This is a genomic window from Streptomyces sp. NPDC055103, assembly GCF_053607625.1.
Genome location: NZ_JBSGTX010000085.1, coordinates 28085 through 32509, shown reverse-complemented (window position 1 = coordinate 32509; position 4425 = coordinate 28085). Strand labels below are relative to the sequence as shown.

General features: G+C 71.8%; 2 protein-coding genes, 1 tRNA gene and 1 rRNA gene. 3 read left to right on the top strand and 1 reads right to left on the bottom strand.

Annotated features, from left to right (window positions below):
- Together rrf and ACWFR1_RS35365 are read left to right on the top strand one after the other, a co-directional pair.
- Positions 1–94 (top strand): 5S ribosomal RNA (gene rrf / locus ACWFR1_RS35370); the annotation flags it as partial.
- A gap of 4 nt (positions 95–98) precedes the next feature.
- A tRNA-Thr gene (locus ACWFR1_RS35365) sits at positions 99–174 on the top strand.
- Positions 175–265: 91 nt separating this feature from the next.
- Here the strand turns inward: ACWFR1_RS35365 and ACWFR1_RS35360 are convergent.
- Positions 266–2911 carry a SpoIIE family protein phosphatase gene (locus tag ACWFR1_RS35360; protein WP_453558797.1) on the bottom strand — a complete coding sequence of 882 codons (2646 nt, stop codon included), beginning with the start codon at positions 2909–2911 and terminating at the stop codon, positions 266–268.
- 269 nt (positions 2912–3180) lie between these two features.
- On the opposite strand from ACWFR1_RS35360, the gene ACWFR1_RS35355 reads away from it, so the two are divergent.
- On the top strand, positions 3181–4425 hold a 1245-nt coding region (locus tag ACWFR1_RS35355), incomplete at its 3' end, for a HAMP domain-containing protein (RefSeq protein WP_453558794.1).

The following is a 4425-nucleotide window of genomic DNA, read 5'->3' as shown; positions in this document are numbered from 1 at the left end:
AACGCCCGGTTACATTCCGAACCCGGAAGCTAAGCCTTTCAGCGCCGATGGTACTGCAGGGGGGACCCTGTGGGAGAGTAGGACGCCGCCGAACACCCGCCCTTTTAGCTCAGTCGGTAGAGCGTCTCCATGGTAAGGAGAAGGTCAACGGTTCGATTCCGTTAAAGGGCTCCAAAAAGAGAAAGGCCCCGCCATTGGCGGGGCCTTTTTTGTGTTGTCGTGGTGGACGGTTCAAGGCGGCCCCTTTCGGGGCCGCCTTGGTGGGTCAGTGGTGGTCGGGCTCTCGGAGGCGCATTGCCAGGATGGCCATGTCGTCGGAGGCGGGGGCCTGGGCGAAGCGCTCCACCGCGCGGAGTACACGGGCGGCGACCGCACCGGCCGTCAGGCCCGTACACGTTTTGAGGACTTCGGCGAGGCCGTCGTCGCCCAGCATGCGGGTGCCCTCGCGGCGCTCGGTCACCCCGTCCGTGACGCAGAGGAGGACGTCGCCCGGGTCGAGCGTGATGGTCTCCTCGTACAGTTCGAGGTCTTCCATCACGCCGAGGAGGGGCTGGGGTTCGGCGGCGGGGCTCACCGTGCCGTCCTGGCGGAGGCGCAGCGGCAGGGGGTGGCCTGCGCAGACGACCTTCAGGATCGCGGAACCGTCCGGCTGCGGGCGCATCTCGCCGTAGAGCAGGGTGAGGAAGCGGCTGCGGGCGCCCTCGTCGAGGATCGCGGCGTTGAGCCGCTCCAGGACGGCAGGGCCGCCGAAGCCCTCACGGGCGAGGAGACGCAGGGCGTGGCGGGCCAGGCCGGTGACGGCCGCGGCCTCCGGGCCCGTACCGCAGACGTCGCCGATGGCGAATCCGTACGCGCAGTCGCTGATCGGGAAGAGGTCGTAGAAGTCGCCGCCGACCTCGTTGCCCTCGCCGGCCGCGCGGTAGATGACGTCGACCTCGACGCCGGGGATCACCGGGAGGCCGGGCGGGAGGAGGCTGCGCTGGAGGGACTGGCTGATCGCCACGCGCTCCGAGTACAGGCGGGCGTTGTCCAGGGCCAGGGCGGCTCGGCGCGAGAGGTCCTCGGCGAGCTCCAGGATCTCCTGGCGGAAGTGGTCCTCGGAGGGGCGGCCCAGGGTCAGCATGCCGATGACCCTGTTGCGGGCGACCAGCGGTAGGACGACCGTCTCGCCGGCGACCGTGCTCGCGGTGGCCAGGGTGGTGTCGATGCCGGAGGAGAGCGGGCTCGTGGGGTGGTCGAGGGCGCGGACCGAGGCGCTGAGCGCCGCTCGGTGCGCGGCGTCGCCGGGGGCCGTCCAGACGCGGGCGCCGGGCGTCGGCACCGGGTCGGGCGGGGCGATGGAGGACAGCAGGTCCTTGAGGCCGTCGATGCGGTCCTCGTCCTCGTGGAGCACGTACGAGAGGTACGGGTCCGAGGCCTGGTCGGCGATCGTGTAGACCGCGCACCAGGTGGCGAGGGTCGGGACCGTCATCTGGGCCATCAGGGCCAGGGTCTGGTCACGGTCCAAGGTGCCGGCGAGGAGGTCGGAGGCTTCGACGAGGAAGCTGAGGGAGCCGCGGCGGAGGCGTTCGAGTTCGCCGAGGCGGGCCGACTCGACCGCGAGGGCGATGCGGTCGGCGGCGAACTGGAGGCGGAGCGCCTCCTCGTTGGAGTAGCGGTTCGCGGACTCGGCGGCGACGCCCAGGGAGCCGGTGAGCCGGCCCTCGACCTTGAGGGGGACGGTGACCACCGAGCGCATGCCGGTGCCTTCGAGGAGGGGGACGGCGCCGGGGACCGCGGCGAGGTCCTCGTGGACCGCGGGCATACGGGCGGAGCCGTACCGGCTCGCGCCGGTCTCGACCGGGACGCGGGCGAAGCGCTGGCGGGCGGCGGGGAGGCCGGTGGTCGCCCGTACTTCGAGCTCGGTCTCGTCGTCGGTAGCGAGGAGGAGGAAGGCGGCGTCGCCGTCGAGCATGTCGCGGGCGCGCTCGACCGTGCGCTGGAGGAGGCCGTCGAGGTCGTCGGGGGCGGGGGAGCCGATGAAGACCTCGAAGGGGTCCACCGTGCGGCTCTCGGAGCCCGGCTCGGCCGTGGGACGCTGCGGGGTCTGGAGGACGGCGCGCTCGTGCTCCCGTACGAGGAGACAGACCGTGGAGGGCTCGCCCTGGGTGTCGCGGACCCGGAGGTGCGAGGCGTAGACGGGGATGACGCGGCCGTCGGCGCAGCGGATGCCGTAGCTGCCCTCCCAGCGGGAGAGGCGCAGGGCCTCGGCGAGGCCGGTGCCGATGCCGGGGGTGTGCGGCCAGGCGGCGAGGTCGCCGAGGGGCTTGCCGATGACCTTCTCGGCGTCGTAGCCGAAGAGCTCCTCGGCGTCCTCGTTCCAGGAGGTGACGGCTCCGCCGCGGCCGATCTGGACGACGGCCACGCGTACGCGGCTCTCGGCCGCCGGGAGGAGCGCGTCGGGCAGGACAGGGCCGGCGGAGCGGGTGCCCACCGGGCGCTGGGGGAGGTCGAGGTGGAACCAGACGTGCTTGCGGGTGGGGGAGTAGTCGACGCCCCAGCGGTGCGCCAGGGCGGCGCAGAGCAGCAGGCCCCGGCCGTTCTCGCGGTCCGGGCTGCCCAGGGTGCGGCCGCTCTGGACGGGGATCTCGCGCTCGGGGTAGCGGTCGGCGACCTCGACGCGGATGCTGTCCTCGGACCGGAGGCACAGGACCTCGGCGGAGGTGCCCGCGTGGATGACGGCGTTGGTGACGAGCTCGCTGGTCAGGACGACGGCGTCGTCGACGAGTTCGGAGTGTCCCCAGCCCTGGAGGGTGTCCCTGACGAACGCGCGGGCGGCCGCGACGGACCGCCCGACGGGTTCGAAGCTGGCAGTCGCCCGCGCGGTGATCACAGCACTCCTCGTACGCGTCTCGACGCCCGGCTCTGCCATGCTCGGTATGCCCCTCCCGCTGCCCGGTGGTCGTGTGCGCACCACACCGCCCCCGCCGGGCGGACCGGGGTGGTTGGACAGCCGGATCCCAGGTTACTTACCTTCGCCGTCCGCGCGGATGCCGGTTGCCGCAGTTTCCGCCCACCGGGGGTGGGGACGCTGTGCGAAGCTGCCGAACTGTTATCGCCTGGTTCGGTCGCGGTGAAACACTGGGCAGGCTGTCGGCGAGAGCCGGCGGAGTACGGTCGACCCCTTTCGGGAGGGACACGGTGGAGTCTGGCACGGCGGCGCGGCGTGGCGGCAGCGGTACGCGCGCGAGGGGCGGGCGTTCCCGTGGGGGGACGGTGCAGGTGGACGCGGCGGCACTGGAGCGGTTGCTGGGCGCGCTGGTGTCGATGCGGGACGGGAACTTCCGTAAACGGCTGACGGTCTCCGGTGACGGGGTCATGGCGGAGATCTCCGCCGTGTTCAACGAGGTCGCGGACCGGCAGATGCATGTGACGGGCGAGCTGTCCCGGGTCCGGCGGGTGGTCGGGCGTGAGGGCAAGCTGTCCGAGCGGCTGGAGGCGGGGGCCACCGAGGGGGCGTGGGCCGCGGCGATCGAGGCCGCGAACGCGCTGGTCGACGATCTCGCCCGGCCGGTGTCCGAGGTGGGACGGGTCCTCTCGGCGGTGGCCGAGGGTGATCTGGACCAGCGGATGGACCTGCGTTCGGAGGGTGCCGACGGGGCGGTACGGCCGCTGCGCGGGGAGTTCCTGAAGGTCGCGCGTACCGCCAACAATCTCGTCGACCAGCTGTCGGTGTTCGCCTCCGAGGTGACGAGGGTCGCCGTCGAGGTGGGTACGGACGGCAAGCTGGGCGGACAGGCGCAGGTGCGCGGGGTGTCCGGTTCGTGGAAGGACCTCACGGACTCGGTCAACACCATGGCGAACCGGCTGACGGCCCAGGTGCGGGACATCGCGCTGGTGACGACGGCGGTGGCGGACGGTGACCTGTCGCAGAAGGTCACGGCGAACGTCGCCGGCGAGATGCTGGAGCTGAAGAACACCGTCAACCGGATGGTGGACCAGCTGTCGTCGTTCTCCTCCGAGGTGACCCGGGTCGCCCGTGAGGTGGGGACGGAGGGCGAGCTCGGCGGTCAGGCCGAGGTGGCCGGGGTCGCCGGTGTGTGGAAGGACCTCACCGATTCCGTCAACACGATGGCAGGAAATCTCACCAATCAGGTGAGAGGGATCGCGGAGGTGACGACCGCGGTCGCCAACGGCGATCTGTCGCAGAAGGTGCGGGTCTCCGCGCGCGGTGAGATCGCGCAGCTCGCGGACACGATCAACCAGATGACCGAGACGCTCCGGACGTTCGCCGACGAGGTGACCCGGGTGTCGGGCGAGGTCGGTGCGCAGGGTCTGCTCGGTGGTCAGGCGCAGGTGCCGGGCGCGGCCGGGACGTGGAAGGACCTCACCGACTCGGTCAACACCGTCTTCCGGAACATCACCACGCAGGTGCGGGACATCGCG

Bases quoted from the DNA above. Each gene is read 5' to 3' on its own strand.
- ACWFR1_RS35360 (WP_453558797.1), bottom strand. From the start codon at position 2,911: ATGGCAGAGCCGGGCGTCGAGACGCGTACGAGGAGTGCTGTGATCACC.